The organism is Geomicrobium sp. JCM 19037 (assembly GCF_000698105.1).
GTDB lineage: Bacteria > Bacillota > Bacilli > Bacillales > Marinococcaceae > Geomicrobium_A.
On record NZ_BAWZ01000003.1, the window covers coordinates 42,233 to 65,101 of the forward strand.

At 43.6% G+C, this 22,869-nt stretch carries 22 protein-coding genes and 9 pseudogenes; 28 read left to right on the forward strand and 3 right to left on the reverse strand.

The genetic code is table 11. From position 1 onward, the window contains the following. Positions 1–150 precede the first annotated feature (150 nt). Positions 151–876 (reverse strand): undecaprenyl-diphosphate phosphatase, encoded by a 726-nt coding sequence (locus JCM19037_RS02420; protein WP_307189705.1) that lies wholly within the window; start codon positions 874–876, stop codon positions 151–153. 58 nt (positions 877–934) lie between these two features. Here JCM19037_RS02420 and JCM19037_RS02425 point away from each other — a divergent pair, with 58 nt between their 5' ends. Continuing rightward, positions 935–1,483, forward strand: coding sequence for a TlpA disulfide reductase family protein (locus JCM19037_RS02425; protein ID WP_042397497.1), 549 nt, complete (start codon positions 935–937; stop codon positions 1,481–1,483). Here the strand turns inward: JCM19037_RS02425 and mciZ are convergent, their stop codons facing one another. Further along, the gene (gene mciZ / locus JCM19037_RS02430) at positions 1,484–1,627 is read right to left on the reverse strand and encodes a Z-ring formation inhibitor MciZ (RefSeq protein WP_042397500.1); all 144 of its coding nucleotides are present in this window, start codon (positions 1,625–1,627) and stop codon (positions 1,484–1,486) included. A gap of 83 nt (positions 1,628–1,710) precedes the next feature. Here mciZ and JCM19037_RS02435 point away from each other — a divergent pair, with 83 nt between their 5' ends. The 24 genes and pseudogenes from JCM19037_RS02435 (at position 1,711) to spoVAE (ending at position 19,100) form a co-directional block, all read left to right on the forward strand. Beyond that, positions 1,711–2,262 carry an NUDIX hydrolase gene (locus JCM19037_RS02435; protein WP_042397502.1) on the forward strand — a complete coding sequence of 184 codons (552 nt, stop codon included), beginning with the start codon at positions 1,711–1,713 and terminating at the stop codon, positions 2,260–2,262. A gap of 52 nt (positions 2,263–2,314) precedes the next feature. Continuing rightward, positions 2,315–2,962: a stage II sporulation protein M gene (gene spoIIM, locus JCM19037_RS02440; protein WP_042397504.1), complete on the forward strand. Its 648-nt coding sequence runs from the start codon at positions 2,315–2,317 to the stop codon at positions 2,960–2,962. 112 nt (positions 2,963–3,074) lie between these two features. Continuing rightward, a complete protein-coding gene (locus tag JCM19037_RS02445; RefSeq protein WP_042427450.1) occupies positions 3,075–3,563 on the forward strand; it encodes a Fur family transcriptional regulator in 489 nt (162 codons plus the stop codon). 65 nt (positions 3,564–3,628) lie between these two features. Further along, a pseudogene (locus tag JCM19037_RS29810) lies at positions 3,629–3,906 on the forward strand (DUF4227 family protein). Further along, positions 3,907–4,194, forward strand: a complete 288-nt coding sequence (locus JCM19037_RS24830) for a site-specific integrase (protein ID WP_152548906.1) — start codon at positions 3,907–3,909, stop codon at positions 4,192–4,194. Next, positions 4,191–4,816 (forward strand): annotated as a pseudogene (locus JCM19037_RS26555) (tyrosine-type recombinase/integrase). The gene JCM19037_RS24830 and the pseudogene JCM19037_RS26555 overlap by 4 nt, the downstream one beginning before the upstream one ends. Positions 4,817–4,878: 62 nt before the next feature. Then, positions 4,879–6,037 (forward strand): annotated as a pseudogene (gene deoB / locus JCM19037_RS02460) (phosphopentomutase). Next, the gene (locus JCM19037_RS02465; protein WP_042397508.1) at positions 6,034–6,843 is read left to right on the forward strand and encodes a purine-nucleoside phosphorylase; all 810 of its coding nucleotides are present in this window, start codon (positions 6,034–6,036) and stop codon (positions 6,841–6,843) included. Before deoB ends, JCM19037_RS02465 begins: the two are co-directional and overlap by 4 nt. A gap of 24 nt (positions 6,844–6,867) precedes the next feature. Beyond that, positions 6,868–8,163, forward strand: coding sequence for a pyrimidine-nucleoside phosphorylase (locus tag JCM19037_RS02470; RefSeq protein ID WP_152548909.1), 1,296 nt, complete (start codon positions 6,868–6,870; stop codon positions 8,161–8,163). A 154-nt stretch (positions 8,164–8,317) separates the two neighbouring features. Further along, entirely contained in the window at positions 8,318–9,505 is a 1,188-nt protein-coding gene (locus JCM19037_RS02475; RefSeq protein WP_042397513.1) for a D-alanyl-D-alanine carboxypeptidase family protein, read from the forward strand. Between the two features lie 117 nt (positions 9,506–9,622). Further along, positions 9,623–9,974: pseudogene (gene spoIIAA, locus JCM19037_RS02480) on the forward strand (anti-sigma F factor antagonist). Next, the gene (gene spoIIAB / locus JCM19037_RS02485; protein WP_042397515.1) at positions 9,975–10,415 is read left to right on the forward strand and encodes an anti-sigma F factor; all 441 of its coding nucleotides are present in this window, start codon (positions 9,975–9,977) and stop codon (positions 10,413–10,415) included. Positions 10,416–10,484: 69 nt separating this feature from the next. Then, positions 10,485–11,170 (forward strand): annotated as a pseudogene (gene sigF / locus JCM19037_RS02490) (RNA polymerase sporulation sigma factor SigF). Positions 11,171–11,321: 151 nt separating this feature from the next. Further along, entirely contained in the window at positions 11,322–11,879 is a 558-nt protein-coding gene (locus JCM19037_RS02495) for a stage V sporulation protein AE (RefSeq protein ID WP_042397518.1), read from the forward strand. Between the two features lie 4 nt (positions 11,880–11,883). Beyond that, a complete protein-coding gene (locus JCM19037_RS02500; RefSeq protein ID WP_042397522.1) occupies positions 11,884–13,365 on the forward strand; it encodes a spore germination protein in 1,482 nt (493 codons plus the stop codon). Positions 13,366–13,429: 64 nt separating this feature from the next. Continuing rightward, positions 13,430–14,715, forward strand: a pseudogene (lysA, locus tag JCM19037_RS02505) (diaminopimelate decarboxylase). A gap of 164 nt (positions 14,716–14,879) precedes the next feature. Then, positions 14,880–15,245 (forward strand): GNAT family N-acetyltransferase, encoded by a 366-nt coding sequence (locus JCM19037_RS02510; protein ID WP_042397525.1) that lies wholly within the window; start codon positions 14,880–14,882, stop codon positions 15,243–15,245. Positions 15,246–15,303: 58 nt separating this feature from the next. Continuing rightward, the gene (locus JCM19037_RS02515) at positions 15,304–16,053 is read left to right on the forward strand and encodes a segregation/condensation protein A (protein WP_042397528.1); all 750 of its coding nucleotides are present in this window, start codon (positions 15,304–15,306) and stop codon (positions 16,051–16,053) included. Between the two features lies 1 nt (position 16,054). Further along, positions 16,055–16,429 (forward strand): SMC-Scp complex subunit ScpB, encoded by a 375-nt coding sequence (locus tag JCM19037_RS21890; RefSeq protein WP_052363469.1) that lies wholly within the window; start codon positions 16,055–16,057, stop codon positions 16,427–16,429. A gap of 37 nt (positions 16,430–16,466) precedes the next feature. Next, positions 16,467–16,640: pseudogene (locus tag JCM19037_RS28120) on the forward strand (SMC-Scp complex subunit ScpB); the annotation flags it as partial. A 103-nt stretch (positions 16,641–16,743) separates the two neighbouring features. Then, the gene (locus JCM19037_RS02525; RefSeq protein ID WP_042397530.1) at positions 16,744–17,244 is read left to right on the forward strand and encodes a YhcN/YlaJ family sporulation lipoprotein; all 501 of its coding nucleotides are present in this window, start codon (positions 16,744–16,746) and stop codon (positions 17,242–17,244) included. A 16-nt stretch (positions 17,245–17,260) separates the two neighbouring features. Beyond that, positions 17,261–17,740 (forward strand): stage V sporulation protein AC, encoded by a 480-nt coding sequence (gene spoVAC / locus JCM19037_RS02530; protein WP_042397534.1) that lies wholly within the window; start codon positions 17,261–17,263, stop codon positions 17,738–17,740. Positions 17,741–17,870: 130 nt separating this feature from the next. Continuing rightward, positions 17,871–18,746 carry a stage V sporulation protein AD gene (locus JCM19037_RS02535; protein ID WP_307189706.1) on the forward strand — a complete coding sequence of 292 codons (876 nt, stop codon included), beginning with the start codon at positions 17,871–17,873 and terminating at the stop codon, positions 18,744–18,746. Positions 18,747–18,749: 3 nt separating this feature from the next. Continuing rightward, entirely contained in the window at positions 18,750–19,100 is a 351-nt protein-coding gene (spoVAE, locus tag JCM19037_RS02540) for a stage V sporulation protein AE (protein WP_042397537.1), read from the forward strand. A gap of 496 nt (positions 19,101–19,596) precedes the next feature. On the opposite strand, the gene JCM19037_RS02545 is transcribed toward spoVAE, so the two are convergent. Beyond that, positions 19,597–20,319 carry a DUF421 domain-containing protein gene (locus tag JCM19037_RS02545; RefSeq protein ID WP_042397540.1) on the reverse strand — a complete coding sequence of 241 codons (723 nt, stop codon included), beginning with the start codon at positions 20,317–20,319 and terminating at the stop codon, positions 19,597–19,599. A 139-nt stretch (positions 20,320–20,458) separates the two neighbouring features. On the opposite strand from JCM19037_RS02545, the gene JCM19037_RS02550 reads away from it, so the two are divergent. The 3 genes and pseudogenes from JCM19037_RS02550 (at position 20,459) to JCM19037_RS02560 (ending at position 22,721) form a co-directional block, all read left to right on the forward strand. Further along, complete coding sequence (locus JCM19037_RS02550; RefSeq protein WP_042397542.1) at positions 20,459–21,583, forward strand: D-alanyl-D-alanine carboxypeptidase family protein; 1,125 nt, start codon at positions 20,459–20,461, stop codon at positions 21,581–21,583. 4 nt (positions 21,584–21,587) lie between these two features. After that, positions 21,588–22,177, forward strand: a pseudogene (locus JCM19037_RS02555) (nucleoside recognition domain-containing protein). 8 nt (positions 22,178–22,185) lie between these two features. Continuing rightward, positions 22,186–22,721: pseudogene (locus JCM19037_RS02560) on the forward strand (spore maturation protein). The last annotated feature ends 148 nt before the right edge of the window (positions 22,722–22,869 follow it).

Consider the following 22,869-nt stretch of genomic DNA (forward strand, 5'->3'; position numbering starts at 1 on the left):
AGGGGGGAAGATTCTTCTTTGACATCCGAGCTTTCGCTCGTTATCGTAAAGGAGATTAGATGTGCGCAGGCTCTAAAAAGGCCGCGACGAAAACGGCAAGTATAAAACAGTAGATCGCAAAATAGAATAACTTGCTCTTTTCAAGCCAACCTATGAGCACTTGATGCCAATAATCGAGAAAATGAATGTAACGACGAAAGCTGTGATGAGTGGCACAGTGCCTGCATCAGTCATGCCGCCTTGGAAAAGATCACCAATTGCAAGCACCGATGAACCGAGAATGACCGGAATCGATAACAAAAATGAGAAGCGAATGGCAGTCTTCTTATCAATACCTAAAGCTAAAGAGGCGATGAGTGTTGAGCCAGAGCGTGATACGCCAGGAATGACCGCAAGTGTTTGCGCTAACCCAACAACAATTGCATCGATAAAATTCATTTCGTTAACTGAGCGGGTATGCGTAAACTTAATTCTTTCAATGATTAGTAGAAAGACCCCTGTTAAAAACAACGCGCCAGCGATGACGAACGGTGATTTAAGAAATTGTTCCGCTGCGTCTTCCAGAATAAGTCCAAGTGCCCCGGTAATGGCTGTTGCAATAATGAGGTATAATGCAAAAAGAAAGGCACCACGGTCTTCACGTTTCTTTTCAAACATAAAACGCAAGCTGCCTGTGACGATTGCGAGAATATCTTTTCGAAAGAACAGAACGACCGCAAGCATCGAAGCGACGTGCAAAAGAATTTCAAATGTTAAGCCTTGAAAGTTTGTACCAAAAATAAATTGTAAAATGACAAGGTGCGCCGTACTTGATATCGGTAGAAATTCTGTTAACCCTTGTACAATTCCAAAAATAATTGCTTCAAAAACCGACATAACCTGTTACTCCTTCCGTTTGTAAACCAATTGTATTCATATTGAGGTGAAAAGACCAATGAAAAAATGGATGACGATTTCAGCTGTTGCGATTGCCGCCATCATTATCGTAAGTATCGTCTATGAAAATGTATCCTCTCCACCCGTTGGTGTCAACCACGGAATGGCAGCGCCAGAGTTTTCTTTAGAGCTTGCCGATGGTGAAGGAGAAGAAATGAGTCTATCGGACCAACAAGGGAATCTAGTGATTCTTAATTTATGGGCATCATGGTGTGAGCCGTGTGTGGATGAGCTACCTTTACTGAGTGACTTACACGAAACGTATAAAGACGAAGGCGTCGTAGTCCTCGCCAACAATCTCACAACTCGTGAACGACAAATCGAAAATGCCTTTGAATTTTTGCAGGAACACCCAGTGGAAATGCCTGTACTTATGGATTATGAAGGTGATTTTCTTGACATGTATCCACTGCAAGGGCTGCCGACCACTTATGTGATTGATGAAGATGGCATTATCGCTGACATTATTGTAGGTGAAGTTGATGAGCAAATCATTGAAGCGAGGGTCATGCCTCATATCGAAGAGAAAATGGCAGCCGATGCTTAGTTATTGTTTTTTCGTCGGTGAATGAGTAGCTTCGCACCATTCTTGGACAGTTCGGTAATGTTTTTGATATTTTTTCAACTGATAGAGCACTTGCCAGCTCTTTCCTTGGATGATCACTTGCTTAGGTTGTACGTACACTTTCATCACAAGACCCCCTTGCTCGTTTAGTCCTATCAGTCTTATGCAGGTGAGAGAAGGAATATACGTTAACGTTGGAGGATGACGAGATGACAAACAAAGAAGAAACGATCGCGAAGAAAACGGTATTTGATGGGAAAATCATTCAATTAGAAGTTCATGACGTACAATTACCCGAAGGCAAGAGCGGAGTGAGAGAGGTCGTCAAGCATCCAGGTGCTGTCGCCGTAATTGCTGTGACCGATGACGAGCGGGTGCCTCTCGTGCGCCAATACCGTAAAGCGCCTGAAGAGTCTTTACTAGAAATACCCGCTGGAAAGTGTGAACCGGGCGAACAACCCATCCAGACAGCAGAGAGAGAATTGCTAGAAGAAACAGGATTGCAGGCAGGCTCGCTAACGGAAATTGGCGGCTTTTACACATCGCCAGGTTTCGCTGATGAATTTATTACCGTATTCCTTGCCGAAGATCTCCAACATAAAGAGCAGGCTCTTGATGAAGATGAATACGTTACCGTCGAAATGTGGTCACTGAATCGAGCTTTGAGCGAGGCAATGGAAGGGAAGTTTCGGGATGCAAAAACGGCGTATAGTTTGCTCTATCTAGCAGCGAACAAACACTCTATTATTTCTTCGTCATAAATCTATGAACCTTCTCATACGTTCTAGTAACGGGTAGAGGAGGTTTTTTATCATGAAGTTAAAGCCATTTGTAGAAAGGCAAATCCATATTCATATTTCCGAATATCGATCATTATACGTGTTTTCAGCTGTTCTATTTTTTATGGGCATTATCTTCGGAGCAATTGTCGTTAACAGTCTGAGCTTATCCCAAAAAGAGGATTTGTTCATTTACTTGCAGCAATTTTTTGGACAAGTAGGCGATGGCCAGCTTACCGCTGATGGCGATTTGTTTTGGGAGAGTTTCGTTCATTACATTAAATACATCGGACTCATGTTCGTTCTTGGGTTGTCGGTCATTGGCTCGCCGCTCATCTTGCTTCTATTATTTTTGAAAGGGATCGCGATTGGGTTTACGGTCGGTTTTCTCGTTAATCAGATGGGAATTGAGGGGTTTGTACTTTCCCTTGTCACCGTATTACCCCAGAATATTTTGCTCGTGCCAATCATTATGATCTCTGCTGTTTTATCAGTGGCATTCTCATTGAGATTGATCCGCCAACAGTTCATTAAGACGATTCGCCCAGAACCAATCTTCCCTCACTTTGTTAGGATGTGTATGTTTATGGTTGTCGCAATCGTTGTCATTGTTGGGGCTGCTGCAATTGAAGCATTTGTGTCACCGTCGTTGCTCTCTTATGTGACCGAACAACTCCTTTGAATAACTATTAAATTATAATGATTACAATTTGAAAACGATAATGATTATCGATTAGTATTGACAGTGTTATTTTGAATCATTATAATAACGATAGACATCAAGGGGGGAGATTATGGCTGTGGAAGAGCGTATGACCTTTATAAAGAAGCAGTTGCATTCTCAAAGTTATAAGCTGACACCCCAGCGGGAAGCAACTGTTGAAGTTCTTCTTGAGAATGAAGAAGACCATTTAAGTGCTGAAGATGTTTACTTACTCGTCAAAGATAAAGCCCCAGAAATTGGCCTTGCAACTGTGTACAGAACGTTAGAGCTTTTGAATGAACTTGAGATTGTTGACAAGATTAATTTTGGTGACGGTGTGTCCCGTTACGATTTGCGAAAAGAAGGGGCTGACCATTCGCATCACCATCTCGTCTGCATTCAGTGTGGCGACGTTTCAGAGATTGAAGAAGACCTGCTTGCAGAAGTAGAGACGAAGGTCGAACGAGAATGGAACTTCAAAATAAAAGATCATCGATTAACCTTTCATGGGGTGTGTAATGCTTGTCAGACGAAAGCAGCAGAGCAATCACATCAAAAAGAGACGGTCGGTCAAGAGTAAACCTTATTCGGATCCAGTTCCGGATAAGGTTTTTTGTCGTCTTCAAACGTATAATTCGGACGGTTTTGGGCATAAGATGGTACGAGTCCGAATGTGTACAAAGAGGAGGCAACGACGATGTTTTTACGACTAGAGCTGTTTGGAATGGCCTGAAAATTTTAATTGTTTTTGTGGCATGCACAGCCATGTTTTACTATGGTATCCTGTTTGTAATGGCAGAATACCAAGCGATCATCGATTTGATGAGCCTGAAGGAAATGCAATCAAAGTGTTTGAAAGTGATGTGAGTCAACAACCTTCTTTTCAAGAGAGGTTGTGGCATTTCTGGCAGCGAGGTGAATAAATGGCTGAACAGGCGTTGCTGAACGATCCGATAGAAGATTTTTTACACTATTGTATTGTTGAACGTGGGTTGGCTGACAATACGATAGCAGCATATCGGCGGGATTTGCTTCTTTACGCGCAACATATGAAAGCGGAGTACCATTTTACGCAATGGAACGATGTGCAACGCACTCATATTTTGGATTTTTTTTATACGCTTAAAAATGATGGAAGAACGACGTCTTCCTCGCTCGGGTGTTGTCGTCGGTTAGGGCATTCCACCAGTTTTTACTTCGAGATCGTGTGACAGATCATGATCCATCAGATTTAGTCGAGACACCAAAAGCAGGGAGAAAACTGCCTGTTGTTTTATCGATCAATGAAATTGAGAAACTCATTGGAGCAGCCGATGAGTCGAAAAGCCATTTTCAACTCCGGGATGTTGCGATGCTAGAGCTCATGTACGGGACCGGCATTCGCGTATCCGAACTGTGTGAACTCAGCTTTAAAGATGTTCATTTGGAGATGGGATTTGTCCGCTGTATTGGGAAAGGAAACAAAGAGCGAATCATCCTCTTGGAGAGCCGGCAAAAGTAGCGATCAGTACGTATTTGGATAAAGCAAGACCAGTGATGACGAAAAACGAGTCACATGAATATTTGTTTGTCAACCGAGAAGGTAAACGGTTGAGTCGGCAAGGGTTTTGGAAGCTCCTCAAAAAAACTGTACAACGAGCGGGTATATCAAAAGAAGTGACACCGCACACGTTAAGGCATTCTTTTGCCACACACTTAATTGAAAACGGTGCCGATTTGCGTGTTGTTCAGGAAATGCTAGGGCATGCGGACATTACAACAACGCAAATCTATACGCACATATCGAAAAAACATTTACGCCAAGTGTATGTGGATCATCATCCACGAGCGTAAATTGAACAGAGAGGAAGATTTTTGTGAGTGAACGAAAATACAACCGAGTCTTTTTAGTCGTGATGGATTCTCTTGGCATTGGAAATGCACCCGATGCTTTAGAATACAAAGATGAGGATCGGACACGCTCGGTTCCATTGCACGTGCTGTTGGAGGTCTACGTATCCCAAATTTAAACCAGCTCGGGCTCGGTCACTTAAAAGATGGCCCTGGCTTGGAGCAAGTAGAAACCCCGCTTGGAGATTTTGGCAAAATGAATGAGCTATCCAAAAGCAAAGATACAATGACAGGACATTGGGAACTTATGGGCCTGTTTGTGGACAAGCCATTTCGTACGTTTGAGAACGGATTCCCCGATGCGCTCATCTCCCAATTAGAAGAAGAAACGGGCAGAAAAATTATCGGCAATTGTGTTGCGTCAGGAACGGAGATCATTAAAGAACTTGGTGCTGAACATGTCGACACAGGAGCCTTATCGTTTATACATCCGCGGATTCGGTATTACAAATTGCAGCTCACGAAGAAGTCGTTCCACTAGAAGAGTTGTATGAGATCTGCGAAAAAGCACGAAAGCTCACACTTGATGAGCCGTACATGCTCGGTCGTATTATTGCACGTCCGTTCGTTGGTGAAAAAGGGGCATTTGAAAGAACGTCGAACCGCCATGATTATGCATTGAAACCGTTTCAACCAACCGCTTTGAATGCGCTTGAAGAAGGTGGATTTACATCACAAGCGATCGGAAAGATTGATGATATTTTTGATGGAGAAGGCATAAACGATCGGATGAGAACGTCGTCAAACATGGATGGTATGGATAAGTTAATTGAAGCTACTAATAAATCGTTCACGGGATTATCATTTTTAAACCTTGTCGATTTTGACGCTTTATTTGGGCATCGAAGAGATCCACACGGATATGGTAAGGCGATTGAAGAGTTTGATGAGCGGCTGCCTGAACTGTTTGAGAGCTTAAATGCCGACGACTTACTCATGATTACAGCTGATCACGGCAATGACCCCACGTACCGAGGTACTGATCACACGAGAGAACAAGTGCCGTTGCTCGTTTACCAAAAAGGACAGAACAAGTCAGTTAATTTAGGCACAAGAGATACATTTGCCGATGTTGGTGCGACAATTGCGGACAATTTTGGTGTGAAGATGCCTGAGTATGGGACGAGCTTTTTGGACTTGTTAGGAGGGAATCAACCGTCATGAAGACGACTGCAAAAACGATTGAATACATGAGGTCAAAAACCGATGTTGTACCAGAAGTTGCCATCATTCTCGGATCTGGCCTTGGTGACTTAGGGGACAAGATTGAAGCAGATGCCATCATTCCTTACGAAGAATTGGACGGGTTTCCACGCTCTACTGTGTCCGGTCATGCCGGAAGGTTTGTCATCGGTTCACTAGAAGGAAAATCAGTTATAGCGATGCAAGGGCGGTTTCATTTTTATGAAGGTTATCCGATGAGTGATGTCGTATTGCCTGTTCAAGTGATGGCAGACCTTGGTGCAAAGACGTTAATTGTAAGCAATGCTGCTGGTGGTGTAAATACTAATTTTTCACCAGGAGACTTGATGCTTATCGATGATCATATTAACCATATGCACAGTCATCCACTGATTGGCCCAAATGATGATACAATTGGACCGCGCTTTCCGGATATGTCTTCTGCATACGACCGGGCGTATAAACAACTCGCCAAACAAGAAGCCGAAAAACTGGGACTACAACTAAAAGAAGGCGTGTACGCTGGAACGACGGGTCCGACGTACGAGACGCCAGCAGAAGTTCGGATGTTTCGTACCCTTGGTGCAGACGCTGTTGGTATGAGCACTGTACCCGAAGTGATTGTTGCTGTGCATCGGAACATGCGTGTGCTTGGCATTTCTTGCATTTCAAATGCAGCAGCTGGCATTTTAGATCAACCGCTTAGCCATGAAGAAGTGATTGAAACGACGAACGAAGTCAAAGGGAATTTCTTAACACTTGTACGAGCCATTGTTCGTTCATTATAAATTATAAGTACAGGAGTGATCGTCGTGAGAATGGTAGATTTTATTGCACAAAAGCGAGACGGTGGAGCGCACACCGATGAAGAGATCAAACAATTTATTCGTGAATACACAACGGACATTATCCCTGATTACCAAGCATCGGCTTGGGCGATGAGCGTGTATTTTCAAGGCATGACGAAAAGTGAAAGTGCTGCACTAACGATGGCAATGGCAGACTCTGGTGACAAACTAGACCTTTCGGATATCGAAGGGAAAAAAGTAGACAAGCATTCAACGGGCGGAGTAGGCGATAAAACGACGTTCATTTTATCACCACTTGTTGCTGCAGCAGGTGTGCCGGTTGCAAAAATGTCAGGACGAGGTTTAGGTCACACCGGCGGTACAATTGATAAACTTGAAGCGTTCCCTGGATTCCAAACAGAAATGCAAGTCGAAGACTTTATTGATACAGTAAATGACCACAAACTTGCTCTCGTAGGTCAAACAGGTAACTTGACGCCTGCAGATAAGAAATTATACGCTCGGGATGTGACAGCGACGGTCAATGCGATGCCGCTCATTGCAAGTTCTGTTATGAGCAAAAAAATTGCGGCGGGTGCTGACGGCATCGTTTTGGATGTAAAAGTCGGTAGCGGCGCATTTATGAGTGATATTGAAGCTGCAAGAGAACTTGCTTCTACGATGGTCGATATCGGAAATGAGCTCGGCCGGGAGACGGTTGCGGTACTGTCAGATATGGACCAGCCGTTAGGTGAGATGGTCGGCAATTCATTAGAAGTGAAAGAGGCCATTGACGTATTAAAAGGTGGAGGACCAGAGGATGTTAGGGAGTTGAGCATTCGTTTAGCTGCTCATATGCTCGTTCTCGCTGATCGCGTCAAAGATGTAGAGGAAGGAGAAGCGCTTGCAAAAGATCTTATTCACTCCGGAAAAGCGTTACAAGCATTCAAAGAGTTTGTTGTCCGTCAAGGAGGTCAAGGTGAGCTCGTTGACCGACCAGAAGACTTCTTAACTGCTAAACACGTCATTGAAGTTGTTGCACAGTCGAGCGGTTATGTAAAACAAATGAATGCAGCAAAAATTGGACAAGCTGCCGGACACCTTGGTGCTGGGAGAATGAAAAAAGATGACCCGATTGATCATAGTGTCGGTGTACAAGTAAAGAAAAAGCGTGGCGACTATGTTGAAAAAGGGGAAGCACTTGTGTACTTGCACAGCAATACAGAAGACGTTGCCTCTGTAAAGGCACTTATTCAAGAAAGCTATGAAATGACAGAGGAACGTGTTGAAGCAAGGCCACTTATTTTAGATGAAATGTAGAGAATACCGATCCAAGAAGCATATGCTTCTTGGATTTTTGTTTGTTTAACGTCAAGATAAACCCGCTAATTGAAGTCTATAAAGCTACAAAAGATGTGTATAGAACGCCTCTTCGTTGGTGAAACTAGTAAAAAAAACGGAGGAGCGTAAACACATGATACGTAAAGGGGCACTATTATTTGTTGCAGTTGTTTTGCTGTTCACAAGTGGCGCAAAACCAACACTAGCGGTCGAGGAATCTATGATTGATGATGCAAAGTCTGCCATACTCATTGAAGCAGATACTGGAGAAGTTCTAATGGAGAAAAATGCGGACCAAGCCCTTCCGCCAGCGTCCATGACTAAAATTATGACGATGCTTTTAATTATGGAGGCAATCGACGAAGGCGAATTAGAGTATGAAGATATGGTATCTACTAGCGAAAAAGCAGCATCCATGGGTGGCTCTCAAGTGTTTTTGGAAGTGGGAGAAGAAATGAGTGTTCGCGATATGCTTAAAGCGATCGCTGTAGCTTCTGGTAATGATGCATCGGTTGCCATGGCTGAACATTTGGCAGGGACTGAAGAAGATTTTGTTGAGATGATGAATGATAAAGCGAAGGAACTCGACTTAAAAAATACGACGTTTCATAATACGAACGGCTTGCCTTCAAGTGGTCATGAAACGAGCGCATATGATCTAGCAAAAATTGCAAGAGAGCTGTTAAAGCATGAGGAAATCACAACGTTTACAAGTATTTATGAAGATTATTTACGGCAAGGCACAGAAGATGAATTTTGGCTCGTAAACACGAATCGACTGATTAAGTTTTATGAAGGGATGGACGGGTTAAAGACAGGGTATACGAGCGAATCAAAATACGGATTAACCGCAACTGCCAAGCGTGATGATATGCGCTTAATTGCAGTTGTTATGGGCGCTGAAACTCCGCAAGTGAGAAATAACACGATTACCGATTTAATGAATCATGGTTTTAGTAACTATCAAGTAGAATCGCTGTTTGATAAAGGGGCTGCGGTAACAACTGTTCCTGTTGAGAAAGGCACGAAAAACTCGGTCGTTGGGAAACTGGAAAGTAAAATCAGTCTATTGCTGAAGAAGAATCAAGAATCTGAAGAAGTTGAAGAACGCATCCAAATGAATGATGTGAAAGCGCCAGTTGCCGAGGGCGATACGATTGGAGAATTTCAATTAATTCAAAACGGTGAGCCAGTAGCCTCTTCCAAAATTGTTGCTGCAGAATCGGTAGATAGCGCGTCTTGGTGGGAATTGTTTAAACGCTCAGCGTTAAAGATCATCGGTGTAAACACAGATGATGGGACGATTTCTGACGAATCATGAGCAATGGGAGAAGTTTTGCACTGCTTTTGTCAACTGAAAAGGAAGTCATAAAGTTACGTTGAATGTTATCATGAGACACAATTGATCTATTGCAGTTCAGAGAACGGAGGAGCGGTTATGAGTTTTATGGTGGACATTGAAAAAAGGAATAACATTCTTTGTGTGAGGATTCACGGGGAATTGGATCATCACTCGGCAAGTGAGCTAAGAAGTCGTCGATGCCGAATTGGACGACCCAGCTACTCGCCATATTATTTTAAATGCTGAAGGACTTACGTTTATGGATAGTTCGGGCATTGGTGTCATACTTGGTAGGTACAAGAAATTGCAAGCACGAGATGGAAAGCTCGTCGTTTGCGGTGTAAGCCCACCGGTTCACCGTTTGTTTGAGATGGCAGGGTTATTTAAAGTTCTAAACGTCGAGGAGCGAGAATCACAGGCATTACGGACATTGGGGGAGGCCGTATAAATGAAAAATGAAATGCAAATCCAATTTTCCGCACAAAGTCAAAATGAATCGTTTGCCCGCGTAAGTGTCGGTGCATTTATTGCCCAGCTTGATCCGACTATGGATGAACTAACTGAAATTAAAACGGTTGTTTCTGAAGCCGTCACGAATGCAATTATTCACGGGTATGATGAAAACCCTGCAGGGACTGTCACAATTGCTGTTCATTTAGAAGAAGATGTAATCGCAATTACGGTGATGGATGAAGGGGGCGGAATACCGGATGTGAACCAAGCGAGGGAACCGCTGTATACATCAAAACCCGAGTTGGAACGTTCAGGTATGGGCTTTACCATCATGGAAAACTTCATGGATGAAATGAACATTACGTCTGTCGTTGGTAAAGGAACAACCGTCTACGTCAAGAAACAGCTGTCCAAGAATAAAGTGTTTAATCATTAAGGGGCGTTGTTATGGAGACAAAAACAAAAAAAAGGAAAACAACCTTCCGATGAAACGGTCAGACAATGGATTGAGGATAGTCAAGCAGGCGATCGTACGGCACGAGATCAGCTCGTCGAGAAAAACACACGACTTGTATGGTCTGTCGTTCAGCGCTTTTTAAACCGTGGATATGAAGCAGAAGATTTATTTCAAATCGGCTGCATCGGTTTAATGAAGGCGATTGATAAATTTGATTTAACGTATCAAGTGAAGTTTTCAACATACGCCGTACCGATGATTATCGGAGAGATTCAACGATTTATCCGCGATGATGGCACGGTTAAAGTGAGCCGATCATTAAAAGAATTGAATCACAAAATTCGAAAAGAAAAAGAAGAGTTAACGAAAAAATTAGGGCGCGTTCCGACTTTAAATGAGATTGCCGAATCGTTAGACATCACACCTGAAGATGTTGTATTTGCAAACGAGGCAACACGAACGTTGTCATCTCTTCATGAAACGGTATATGAGAATGAAGGAGATCCGATTACGTTAATGGATCAATTGTCAGACCCAGATGATTCGAAGTGGTTTGAAGAGCTGGCTCTCCGAGATGTGGTCACACATTTGGAAAAAAGGGAAAGATTGATCGTATTCTTACGCTATTACAAAGATCAAACACAATCAGAAGTGGCTGAACGCTCGGTATTTCCCAAGTGCAAGTGTCTAGACTAGAGAAAAAAATATTAGAAAAAATGCGAAAAGAATGGTAGAATGATCTTTGCCTCCAAGGCCCCACATGAATTGTGGAACTTTGGAGGATTTTTGTGCATCGTCATTAAATTTCACATACCGTATTGTTTCATAATCTCTGCATGAATCAAAACGTCTTGAATCATAATAGGAAAGACTAGAGAGAGGATAATGACGATGAGTAAAGTGATTTTTGTCACGGACGGGGATGCAATAGCTGTTAAGGCCGTTCTAGCCGCTACAAAAGTTCTCCACCTCGGGTGTATCATTTTGTCTGGTGGAAATCCCTCTGTGTGCACGTATGAAGATCTTAATAAGGCGATCTTGCACAGTAAGCATGACACGACAGTCGTCATGTTTGATGATGCAGGCACGACGAGCGTTGGACCTGGTGAACGATTAATGAAAAGACTTGTTGAAGAGGGTCACATTCATGTGCTCGGGGCATTGGCTGTTTCTTCAGCAAATCGGTCTGGAGATTGGACGAGGGTCAATGTGTCCATTGACCGTAATGGAAACCTTGTGTCCAATGGGGTCGATAAAGAAGGAATCGAAGAGCTTGATGACCACCGAGTTTACGGAGATACGGTCTACATCTTAGATCAATTGGCTTTACCGATCATCGTGGGTGTAGGTGATTTAGGGAAAATGGGCGGCAAAGATCATCCTCATCACGGCTCACCTGTCACGCAGCGAGCGTTAAACCTAATATTGGAAAGGAGTGGCTAATTCGATGGAAGAAAAATCAAAACGAGAACATACACCGCTCTCGACCAACATTCATAAAAATGAAAAGATCTTCAAACAACGTCTCGGCATGGAAGAAAGTTTTGATGTCGGTGTACGTAAGCTAAATGTATTAGAAAAAGAAATTCAAATCTACTATTGTAACGGACTTACGAATATTGAAAACGTCATAGAAGTGTTAAAAGAGCTCATGCATCTCGATCATTTAGATCCTGAGGCAACGACTGTTCAAGAGACGATCGAAAATCACCTTACTCATTTGCAAGTGGAGTACACGGAAACGATTGAGGATTGTATTTTTTACATGCTTTCTGGTTTGATCTTTATCACGCTAGAAGGGGAAAATCAGGCGTTCGTCGTAGATGTTAGAAATTATCCAGGACGTTCCCCTCAAGAGCCTGATACTGAGCGTGTCGTTCGTGGTGCACGAGACGGGTACACAGAAAACATCATCGAGAACACTGGGCTTACGAGAAGGCACGTTCGTGATGAGAATTTGCGAAATGAAATTATGCAAGTCGGTGTGCGTTCAAAAACCGATATCTGCATTTCCTACATACACGGAATTGTAGACCCAGACCTTGTAACCATTCTAAAAAAAGAACTTGAGAGTATTGATATTGACGGAATTTCAATGGCTGACAAAACGATCGAGGAGTACATCGTTGACCAAGGGTGGAATCCATTTCCACTCGTCAGATATACGGAACGACCCGATGTAGCATCGACTCACCTTTTAGAAGGTCACATCGTCTTGTTCGTTGATACATCACCGTCTGTCATTATTTTACCGGTTACGTTTTTTCATCATGTACAGCACGCAGAGGAATACCGACAGTCTGCAGCGGTCGGAACGTTTTTGCGCTGGGTAAGGTTTATCGGTATTCTTTCTGCTGTATTAATCGTACCGTTATGGACGTTGCTCGTGTTGCAACCGGATATGATTCCAGAAACACTTAGTTATTTAGGGGTTGAAGAGGAAAACAATGTCCCTTTAATGGCCCAAGTACTCATTGGAGAGTTCGGGATTGAACTGTTGAGAATGGCAGCCATCCACACACCGTCACCTCTTGCGACAGCCCTAGGTCTCGTTGCTGCATTACTTATTGGCGATATAGCGATTCAAGTCGGGCTGTTAACTCCTGAAGTTATTTTGTACATCTCCTTAGGCGCTGTCGGGATTTTTGCAGTTCCGAGTGCGGAGCTTGGCGTTGCTTTAAAGATCTTGAGGATCTTCTTTATCATTGCAACCGGTTTGTTTTTCGCATATGGGTTCGTGTTGTCACTCACGATTGCCTTTATTTGGATGGTACGAATGAAACCGTTTCATAAACCGTATTTATGGCCATTTTTACCGTTTGATCCTGTGGGGATGTGGCAAATTGTTTCGAGAACGACTGTACCAAGTATGAAGTTGCGACCAAAGATTGTGAATCCAAAAGATGTGGTCAAACAAGGGAACAAGTAACAACGCTTCTTTTTGAGAAGTGGAGATGATACAATAATGGGCATGAAATGTAAGAGGTGAGGGCATGTCCAAAAATGTAGAAAAAACCGAACGAACCATCGGAGGCGTGGATGTAGATGAGATCGTTGCCTCTTATGGAACGCCTGTGTATGCATATGACACGGCAATGATCGAAGAGAAGGCAAAAGCATTTAAAGAAGCGTTTGAAACCGCAGGTGTAAGCTATCAAGTGGCATACGCCAGCAAAGCATTTAGTTGTATAGCGATGGTCGAGCTTGCCGACCAGCTTGGTCTTAGTTTAGATGTCGTCTCTGGTGGTGAATTATACACTGCGCAATTGGCAGGCTTCCCACCAGAAAAGATTCATTTTCACGGAAATAACAAAAGCAGACAAGAGATTGTTGAAGCTTTAGAGTCAAATATTGGTTGTTTTGTCGTAGACAATTTCCATGAGCTCGACATGCTATCTGAAGAAAGCAAACGGCTTGGGTGTGTCGCCAACGTACTGTTCCGTGTTACGCCTGGTGTCGAGGCACACACACATGCATATATATCTACCGGTCAGGAAGACTCGAAATTTGGTTTCGATCTTACGGGTGGGCAAGCCTTGGAAGCTGTGAAAAAAGCAACTCATGATGCGAATCTACATGTACTTGGCTTCATTGCCACATTGGATCACAGATTTTTGAGACAGCTGGGTTTAAAGAAGCTGTTCAAGTATTGTACAAACATATTGAGAGTTGGAATGACGAATTCTCCTTTGTGCCTGAAGTAATGAACACAGGCGGAGGGTTTGGCATTCGGTATACGAATGAAGATGACCCGATTCATCCGCAAGCATTCGTCCATGCGGTTGTGAATGAAATCCAATCAGAAAGTGAACGCTTGCAACTTCCAATGCCTGAAATATGGATTGAGCCTGGGCGCTCTCTCGTAGGAGAGGCAGGGACAACCTTATATACGGTCGGTGCAGAGAAACACATTAAAGATGTACGACATTACATTAGTGTTGATGGTGGGATGAGCGATAACATTCGACCAGCACTTTATGATGCGAAATACGAAGCGACGTTGTTTCATCATCGCGATACCGAAGAAATGCGGACGTATGCGATTGCTGGAAAAGCTTGTGAGAGTGGGGATATGCTCATTGACCGTATTCAACTCAAAGAAGCGCAACCTGGGGATGTGTTAGCTGTATATTCTACAGGGGCTTATGGATATTCGATGGCAAGTAACTACAATCGTTTGCCAAAACCACCTGTTGTGTTCATTAAAGACGGCAAACATCAGCTTGTCGTGAGAAGAGAATCTTACAAAGATCTAACACAATACGACTTGCATTTATAAGGCAAAACGAAGAAAACTTGAGGTTCGAGCCTTGCATCTGTATAATAGAACATTATTGACTGAGATTAATTTGCGAAAAACATGGCGTGTCCATGTTTTCGTTTTTTTTGAAACGGGAATAATGTATTGAATGTGATCTCTTGTAAAGAGGGGGAGTAAGGCCGATGCTAGTCAAATACAAATCAGCCTTTAAAAAGATCGCGATGGGGTTATTATCCTATATGCCAGATCTTAAAGATATAAAAACACTAACCGAAACCATTCATCGCTATGAAGAAGATGAGAAGAGCAAGTTGTATTTATGGAAAAAAGACGATGACTTTGTCGGTGTCATCGGGTTCACTGAACAAGCAGACGGAACACGACTTCTGGAGCACGTGTGTGTGAACCCATCATTTCGTTCCGAAGGTATTGGTGTGAAAATGGTGTGTACCCTGGAAGACCGTTTAGATGCGAAGTTCATCGGAAACGAAAGTACAGAGCCATTTCTAAACAATTGCCAAAGCCATCGTACAAATTTAGAAACGTAACTATAAAAGCTCCCCGTTGCGTATGTAAACGAGGAGCTTTTCCGATGGAGGAATGCACATGGAGCCTTATCATGTGAAGCTGCAAGGATTTGAAGGTCCCCTAGATCTGTTGTTGCACCTTGTCCAACAAGCTGAAGTTGATTTATATGACATACCGGTCGCTGAAATTACCGCTCAATATATGAAATACATACGTGCTATGAGGCAGCTGGAGTTGGATGTTGCGAGTGAATATCTTGTTATGGCTTCAACACTCTTAGCGATCAAAAGTAAGATGTTATTGCCAAAACCTGACTTGTACGACGAACAATTCGAAGACGAAGAGTGGCTTGAAGAGGATCCAAGAGAAGAATTAGCAGAGCAACTTGTGTTGTACCGAAAATATAAAGAAGCGTCCCAACATCTGAAAGAAAAAGAGATGGAACGGGCCAAATTATATAGCAAGTCGCCAACAGATGTTGACATTGACGTGTCTGAAACCGAGCAAACAAATGACCCGTTAGATGTATCAATGACCGACCTCATTCAAGCCTTTCAACGGATGAATCAACGCATTCGATTTGAGAAGCCAAGAGAGACAACAATGCAGGCAGAAGAATGGACGATTGAAGAGAAAATGAACACGATTGTATCACGTATTTCTGAAGTGCATATGCGTGTATCTTTTCAAGAGACATTTACAAACGGACCGGTGAATGAACAGGTCACAACTTTTATTGCGCTATTACAACTCATGAAAGATGGACGCGTATCTTGTTACCAAGACGATAATTTTTCCGATATTTATATTGAAAGGCGGATTGTGTAGCATGGAGCAAGATCTCACAGGTATTGTAGAGACGATTCTTTACATCAGTGGTGACGAAGGGCTAGATACGCTCCGTTTAGCTGAGTCATTAGAAACCAATCAATCGAGAATTGTTAGCGAGTTAAAACGGTTGCAACAAGAATATGAAGAGCAAGCAAAAACTCTACAAATTGTTCAAGTAGGCGAAACGTTTAAGCTGACGACACGACCGGAATTTTCTCTTTATGTTGAGAAATACGCAAAGCCACCAGAACGATCCGTACTGTCTCAAGCGGCGCTTGAGTCGTTGGCGATTGTTGCTTATCGACAACCAGTAACCCGGCTTGATGTAGAAGAGGTGCGCGGGTTAAAGCAGACCGGGCATTACATACATTAGTGAACAGAGGGCTCATTGAGGAAGCGGTAGAGTAAAAGGTGCAGGCAGGGCGATATTATATCAAACGACGACGCGCTTTCTTGATGTGTTTCATCTCGAATCGTTAGAGTCGCTACCAAAGATTGATGAATCGGCAAGTGATGAAGGGGAAGAACAGATGGATCTGTTTCTTACCAACTATAAAGAACAACTTGATGACGAAAAAGACTGAACCTACCCTGGTCAGTCTTTTTTTTTGAGGAAATGTTTGCTATGTATTGAAGAAGTTTGTTCACAAATAATAACAGAAATGAGTGATAGAAAGGTTTGATGTTATGCGTGTGTCACGCGTGCTATCAACAACCGTTGCCGTTGCACTGTGTCTCATGATGAGTGCGTGCACAAACGACAGTGAAGAAAGCGGGGAAAGTGCAATCTCCCATCATACCGAGCACCCTCACATCGTCGACTTGACGAATTCCCCTCATGAAAATGCGACACCAGCAAAAGAGCAACAGCTCGCTGACGCAGCGAAAGAAGCAATTTCTGAAATGGAACATATTACGGAAGTTCACGCTGTTTCTTTGGAGAATCATGTATTCATTTCCGCAGCAGTGGAGCACCATGCAAGGTGGAATTTAAAAGATGTACAAAAACAAGCCGAAACCGAGCTCGAAGAACAGTTGCCTCCTGATGCAGATGTACACTTTTCTACGGATCTGAAAGCTTTTAAGGAGCTTAAGAACTTAGAAGAAGACATTGTTGAACAGAAAGTAGACGGATGGCATTTGCATGAACGGTTACTAAAAATAAAAGAATTCATGAAGCCGGTTTGAAAGGGGCGTAAATGATATGGAAGATAAGCAAACGAACGAATCAATGGAAAAGGAAGCCTACCAAAAAGTAGCCAGCCGGTTGGAGCCTAAACGCCCGATCTTCCTCAATTGTGTGAAAGCATTTTTCGTAGGAGGGTTCATTTGTGTAATCGGTCAGTGCATATCATTATTTTATTTGACGTTTTTCAATTTTAGTGAAGCGACCGTTGGCGCACCTACAGTCGCTACATTGATTTTTATTTCAGTGTTATTAACTGGGTTTGGTGTGTATGACAAATTATCCCAATTTTCCGGTGCGGGTACAGCCGTTCCTGTTACAGGATTTGCAAACTCGATGGCTTCAACAGCCATTGAATATAAGACTGAAGGATATGTTCTCGGTGTGGGTGGTAATATGTTTAAGCTTGCTGGTTCAGTCATTGTGTTTGGTACTGTCGCCGCTTTCGTTATTGGTGTAATTTATACGATTGCCACACAGCAATGGGGGGGAATGTAGTGTTTACAGGACAGAGAAGTTTTTCCTATCCAACATCTCCTTGTATCCTCTCTACAGGCGTGGTGGCGGGGCCTGCAGAGGCTAAAGGCCGCTTCGTCAAACCTTTGATAAAGTGTACGACGACTTGTGGATGAATGAAGACAGTTTCGAACAAGCGCAAAAAAAGCTCATGGAGGAAGCGTGCCAACAAGCAATTAAAAAAGCTGGAAAAACGCCCGAAGACATTGCCTTTCTTTTTGGAGGGGACTTGATTAATCAAATTACCGGAACAAGTTTTGCTTCTAGAACACTTGGGATTCCGTACTTTGGATTGTTTGGTGCGTGTTCAACATCAATGGAAGCTTTGGCTTTGGCGGCACTCACCGTTGAGCAAGGGGCATCCCCGGTTCTTGCCGGTACCGCAAGTCATTACGGCGCCATAGAAAAACAGTTTCGATATCCAATTGAATACGGAGCGCAACGCCCCCCAACGTCACAACGAACTGTTACAGCAGGAGGAGCTGCTGTTGTCGCTTCTGAAGGCTCGGACATTGTCGTCACGAAAGCGACGATCGGAAAAGTCGTGGACAATGGCATTAAAGACCCCTTTAACATGGGGGCAGCGATGGCCCCTGCAGCGGTTGATACAATTCAAGCACATTTCCAAGATTTTGGGATTGATGAGAGTGCTTATGATTTAATATTGACAGGCGACCTCGGTCAACTAGGACGTTCAATCGCACTCGAATGGTTTCGGCAACAAGGTGTACATTTGGCTGAAAGCAAGTTTCAAGATTGCGGATTGATGATCTATGACGACGAACCTGAAGCGATGTCTGGAGCGAGTGGTACAGGATGTTCAGCTTCAGTCGTTTTCGGCAAAATCCTTCAAGACATGGAAAAAGGGGTGTATAACCGTATCCTTGTTTGTGCAACAGGTGCGTTATTATCCCCGCTTACGTTCCAGCAAAAAGAATCGATCCCTTGTATCGCTCATGCGGTTGCAATTGAGAAGAGAGGGGGATAACTCATGATCTTTCTCTGGGCGTTTATCGTTGGTGGAATCATCTGTGTGTGTGGTCAGTTGTTAATGGACGGACTGAAACTTACGCCAGCACATACGATGGCTACTTTGGTTGTTGTCGGAGCAATACTCGATGGAATTGGTGTTTACGAACGACTGATCGACTTTGCTGGTGCCGGGGCAACCGTTCCGATTACAAGCTTTGGCAATCAGCTCGTTCACGGTGCATTAGCCGAAGCCGATAGAACAGGACTCATTGGTGTCGTGACCGGGATCTTTCAGATTACAAGTGCAGGTATTTCTGCCGCCATCATTTTTTCATTTTTAGCGGCACTCGTATTTCGTCCGAAAGGATAACAGCACACTGAATAACACGCGTTCCGATTTCAGGAAGGCGTGTTGTTTTTGATGGGTGAGAACGGTTAGTGAATGCAATGTCTTCTGCGCTGCTGAAGAAGAGTGGACGTCATTCAATCCTGGTTTCTACACGGACGCTGCTCATATTTTGAAAGTGAACGTTTGGGAGTGAAATAGCCCTCGAACCTAGTAGATCACCATAGTGCACGTGCGCGGAAACGTAACGAGCTAGGGGAGAATAATGACTTTTTCTTGACCAACCGTCACAAAAATCAGTTTTTGTGACGATTGGAGCCTCTCTATAGAGCCTTAGCGAACTGAGGTGCGGCTACTAGCCACCGGATGTCGCCCTTGTACTCTGGAGTGTAAAGAAAACACGGTGGATGTTGCATCTTTTAAATCTGTGCACGCTTACACACCGAACATTTCTCCTGCCTCCCGTCTTCCTGTCACCTCAATACGCGCGGAAATCACCTTTTTAAAGATCAAAGAAAAGTTAATGATGAATAGACGTTCGGGTCAGTTCCCCGTTTTGTGTCGTAATAACGACATTGCCATTTGTATGTATTTCCGCATAATAGACGTCCTTTAGTCGTTTAATGCCCCGACGGGCGAGCAGCTCGAGCAAGTCTCGTTCGTTCATTGAAAAGCGCATTGCATTTTCATCTTCGAACTGGCCATCTAAGATTAAGGGATATGAAAGGTTTGATGGGTTGTTTGGGAGATTCATGTCTTCTTTCGTCACAGGTTGCGCATGTTCTTCTTTCATCACGCTCAGTTGACCGTTTGCTTCAATGATGGCGTATTGCACTTCTTGGAAGTAGAAAACATTTTTGTCACGAAGCATACAAATCACATTGTCGATGGAATATTGTATTGAGCGAATGTTATTTGGTAGAAACTTCCCATGAACCATCACGACTGTTGGGGCAAAAGTTACTTTCTTACCGAACTTCGGATAGCGAAGGGAAAGGTTTGTCCATATTTTCTGTAAAGCAGCGATAGCGATGATCGCAAAGACGGTATGGAAATGAGGAACGGAAGGGTCGGCTATATCAGCACCGGTAACGGAAGCGAGTGTAATGATAATCAAATAATCGAATACGGGAAGTTCACCGATGGATCGTTTGCCCATGAATAGCGTAATGATGAGAAGCAACGGCAAGATCGTAATAATTCGAGAAAGAACGATGATCGTTTCTGAAAATATATTTTCCATCTCAAACTCCCTCTCTATAAAACGATGTCTATCCTATCGTTCCTTTTAATTGCATTTTCATTCTTCGTTCATACTTTGGCCAAGCCTGCATACATTTTCATTAACAGTAGCGGTCGTGAGGACGGCAGGAGGTCGTAACATGAAGCGTCGGTTATTCCAAGTGATTTTAGTTTGTGTAGGGATGTTGTTCGTGAGTGCAGAAGCGACAGCTGAACAAGCGGAAGAAGCCCCATTTTCAGTATCCGCGGAAGGGGCAATTCTTATTGAGGTTGAATCGGGTCGCGTGTTATATGAAAAGGATGCTGAAAGTGAAAAGCGGATTGCAAGTATTACAAAGATCATGACAGCGATGATTGCGGTAGAACAAGGAAACTTAGATGATGTCGTGACTGTATCAACGAATGCTGAAGGTACTGAAGGGTCGTCTTTGTACCTTCGTGCAGGGGAGAAAGTAACCCTTCGTGACTTGGTTTATGGGCTTATGTTAAGGTCTGGCAATGATAGCGCCGTTGCGATTGCTGAACATATCGGGGGAAGTGTCGAAGGATTCGTATATTTAATGAATGACCAAGTTAGAAGGCTCGGGTTACAGCACACAACGTTTGCAAACCCCCACGGTTTGGATGATCATGAGGAGCATTACTCAAGTGCTCATGATATGGCAATCATTATGCAAGCCGCCATGCAATCGGACGAGTTTCGTGATATATCGGGAACAGAAGTTCACCGAGCGCCGAATGAGAATGAGTCATGGGACCGTGTATGGAAAAACAAAAACCGGTTGTTAACTGAAAGATATGAATATAGTACGGGGGGAAAAACCGGGTTCACGAAGCGCGCTCGTCGAACACTCGTTTCTTCAGCGGAAAAAGATGGAATGGAACTGATTGCGGTCACACTGAATGCCCCTTCTGATTGGGACGATCACATTCGGATGTTTGAATACGGTTTTGATACGTATCAAATGAAAACACTCGTAAAAGAAGGCCCAATAAGTCGGCAACATCAGCTTTCCGATGAATCGATGGATTATGAAGTGCACGACCAAATTGATTTTCCTCTGACAGATGAAGAGATACCTAGAGTTGTACCAAGAATTAAACCGATCGACCAAACGTCTGAAGACCCTCATGCTGCGGACATACGCTTCATGCTCGACGGTGAAGTCATTACCCAAGCGCCGCTTTTTAGACCGCTTGCAGAAGAGCCCGCTGCTTCTTGGTGGGATCGCTTGAAGTCGAGGATTCAACAGATGTTGAGGTGAGCAGATGATTAATTGGATATGGATGAGTATGTTGATCATAGGCCTAGTATTTGCGGTGTTCACTGGTAGGATGGAAGAAGTGAACGCGGCCGTTTTTGAAGGGGCAGAACAAGCGGTGACGCTCTGTTTTGGCTCATAAGCATCCTCGTATTTTGGCTTGGAATGATGCGAATTGCCGAAGAAGGTGGATTGCTTTTATTTCTTTCAAAACGACTATCACCCGTCGTCGGTAAGCTTTTTCCTGAAGTGCCAAAAGATCATCCAGCGATGGGCTATATTTTGTCAAACATGACCGCCAATTTCTTTGGGTTAGGCAATGCAGCGACACCGATGGGCATTAAAGCGATGGAAGAACTAAAAAAGTTAAATGGAAACACGGACGAGGCAAGTCGTTCCATGATTACTTTTCTTGCAATTAATACGGCAAGCATTACGCTCATTCCAACGACAGTCATCGCTATTCGCATGACGTACGGTTCTGCAAACCCCGGTGAAATTATTGGTACGACCATTGCCGCAACCATTGTAGGAGCAACAAGTGCGATCCTTATTGACCGTTATTTTCATTGGCGTCGGACACGGCTAGGAGGGTGAGGTAACAGATGTATATCCTTTCAGTCATTTCAATGTATCTCATCCCCGCTTTACTATTTACAATCCTTGTCGTGGCCATTTACAAGAAGGTGCCAGCATATGAAACATTCGTAGAAGGCGCAAAAGATGGCTTCCAACTTGCCATCTCCATCATTCCTCCTCTCGTCGGCATGTTAGTTGCCATCTCTGTGTTTCGAGCGTCAGGGGCATTAGATTTCTTGCTATCAGCATCCAACCTGTGCTTGCATTCGTTGGTGTCCCTGCAGATATTGTTCCGCTAGCGATTATGCGTCCATTATCAGGCACAGGAGCTTTAGGCATTATGAGCGATTTAATTCGTGTGCACGGCCCTGACTCTTTCATCGGTCGTTTAGCTTCCACGATGCAAGGAAGCACCGACACGACCCTCTATGTCATTACTGTTTATTTCGGTGCAGTCGGCATTAAGAAAATTGGTGATGCATTAAAAGTCGGTTTACTCGCTGATATTTGTGGACTATGTGCAGCAATTTTCTTCGTTATGCTCGTGTTTGGTAATATGTAATCGTCGCCGACCCTAGGGTCGGCTTTTTTACGGAAGATTTGCACTGTTTCCCATTCAACGCCGTCGCTTGTGAAAACAAGAAATGAGGCGTATGATAAAATGGAACTTTAGCTTTAGTAAAGCAAGATTTTAGAACTTGGGGTGAAAA